Consider the following 2,543-nt stretch of genomic DNA (forward strand, 5'->3'; position numbering starts at 1 on the left):
ATCCAACCGTAGAGTGGTAACACTAACACCCGTAATCTCAGCCACTTTTGTTAGTGACCCTCCAGAGCTTGTCATTATCTGACATAGAAGTTCATCACTCGCCCTACTGGATTTACCTTCGTGTTGTGATGACGATTCCGCTCCGTCAAGTAATCTAGTCACCTGTACTGCCTTCAGCATGTCCTCACTCTTAAGACCTAAGAGTTCGGATAACAATAGGTGCTTAAGTGGATGCAGCGCTCGTCTTTGTTTACGCAATAGCATCAGCAACCAGCTAGGCAACTCTCCTAAGATTAACTCACAAATCCTAAACTCATGTTCTGCAGGGAATTTAGCGATAGCACTTAGAAGATAAGAACCCAGAGCATCCAAAGATAACCGACCATACGGTCGGGCCAAACCGAGTTCGATGGCTCGCTCTAAGTAGAGTTGGCGCCAAACCTCAGGAGGGACTCCGCCCAAGTTGGCGTTGAGTATTTGAGCACTCACTTGTGCTAGACGATTGAGGGTATCTAGCCTGGAAGAAATCACGGGCAGTGGAATTGAATGCTTCCTTACATCGGTCTCATCTGGCAATACAAGTCGTTTTCGGTGCCCAGCCATCCACGCTTGATCGACTTCAAACAGAGGCAGTTGATGCGCTGGGCAAACCCATACTCCTGGTATTTGATGAATACGGTGCCAATAGGCCTGACCATAGGTGCACCGATCTGCATCAAGGCACGCTGGGCAATACCTGTATAGCGTTGCGGCTCCGACTTGACTGGCAACCATGCCAAGTAATGTTTTGATCGCACCTGTTTGTCTGCCAGTAAGATAAGCAGTCGCTTTTTCGATTTGCCATGAGGACAGGTATGGCCGGAAGTATGGGAAGATCGTGAGGTTATCAATAACGAAAGAGGGCTCTTCCTCAGGAAATAGCATTGCACTTGCTACATGCAGGTACTGTGGAAAATCACAATGAAGGGATACTTTATGAGTACCGAACAACAGCTCAACTGTATTTCGAAATTCCCGAAAACCCGTCAAACGGTGATATCTACTTACAAAGCTAAATAAAGTCTCATCAGGAAAGACCTCAGGACAAAAGTCGAGCCGTCCCATGATCATGCAACCTCAAAGCTCACAATAAGTCGGCGAAAACTCAAATGGATCCTGTAACAGCCACCCTGCTCCTTTTAATGCAGCAAGCGAATCAGTTTGCTGGGCAAGCTCCCGGGCCTCAGACTGCCTTTTCGTTTGTGTTGACGAAACAGTTGCCGGCTTCTCAGGCGAGAAACTATCAGCTTCAGAATGCTGCGGGAACGGCTGCATCTTCGCTAACAGGCTCGCCCGATCCTTGAGCTTTTCAGCATCGCTGGGCGTCATCATGACCTTGAGCTGTTCATCTGTGGGCAATAGATCTTCAAACTTAACCATCAGCCCTGCCTCCCCACTGCGTAATGCGGCAATAGCAGGTTTTAAAAGCTTCATTTTGGTGTCGGCAATGTAGCTGAATACCTCTGGAGTCAGTGTTTCCTTACCAGTTTGAATGGCATAGCGCTGGCCAAGAATCATCAGCTTCACCAGAAAATCAGTCACGCCTTGGGTTAAGTCGTAAAGTAGCTCCCTAAGATCAGCCGTCAACGTCCCAGGACATTGAACCCACTGATATCGCCAAACGGCATCCAGTAAAAGTCTCCAAGTAGGGTCATCTTGTGTTGGTTTCTCGAACTCATGATCACCCATATCACAGGCCCGACGCGCATTACGCATTACATCAGAAAACAACCCGACCATTGAATTAGTTCCGACGAAAACCACTGGAATACCAATGCAATTGATTAGGTTTACAAAGAAGTTCAGCATATTCTCTTTGCCACCAGTCTTCGCGACACGTAAATGCTGCAATTCATCGATGAACAGAGCGCCAATAAAGTAAGTACTGGCTACTTGCTCCATCATCTGAATCAGTTCCGCTACTCCCGCTTTGGGCCGAAGGCGTCGGGTATAACGATCTTGCCCTATAGCAACGTCTACTGCTCGGAAGAATGCCCTGCACAAACCTGACAAAGAACCGTCGTGGGGACAATCAAGCTTCAAATAAGTGATCTGTGTGTGCACAAATCCACGGTCACCGTATTTTTGATGCCGGATCACTTGTGGATACAGATTGAGGATCGAGTTAAGTGCGGTACTCTTACCGATTCCACTCAACCCGACCAGACTAAGTGATGATGCTGTTGAAACGAAATCTGATGCAGCGCCCCGCTCCGTTGAGAGAGAGTACAAATGACGCCAAGTCCCTACAGCCATTGGATTTCGTCCGACATATCCACCACGTATAACCGAAGACACTACACTTTCGAGTTCAAGATAAATGGGTAGAGGCTGTACCAGGTGTTTTAGGCGATTAATACAATGCAACCTGATCTCTTTTGGTTGCTTCCGGTCTTCTTCACTAGGTATTTCCGGGAATTTCGACATTGCCGTTGCCGCTTCCTGTTCGGACAGTATTGGCGGTAATGCCTCAATGAGAGGATTACCACGGTATTCTGGAACTG

Annotated in this window: 2 protein-coding genes; both read right to left on the reverse strand. The window is 47.7% G+C overall.

The annotated features are described in order from the left end of the window. Positions 1-1,104: TnsD family Tn7-like transposition protein (locus ABYW01_RS19125; RefSeq protein WP_372835917.1), on the reverse strand; the 1,104-nt coding region annotated here is incomplete at its 3' end. A 12-nt stretch (positions 1,105-1,116) separates the two neighbouring features. Further along, the coding region (locus tag ABYW01_RS19130; protein WP_372835919.1) for an ATP-binding protein at positions 1,117-2,543 on the reverse strand (1,427 nt) is incomplete at its 5' end.

The organism is Pontibacterium sp., from assembly GCF_041587635.1.
In the GTDB taxonomy this organism is placed as follows: domain Bacteria; phylum Pseudomonadota; class Gammaproteobacteria; order Pseudomonadales; family Balneatricaceae; genus Pontibacterium.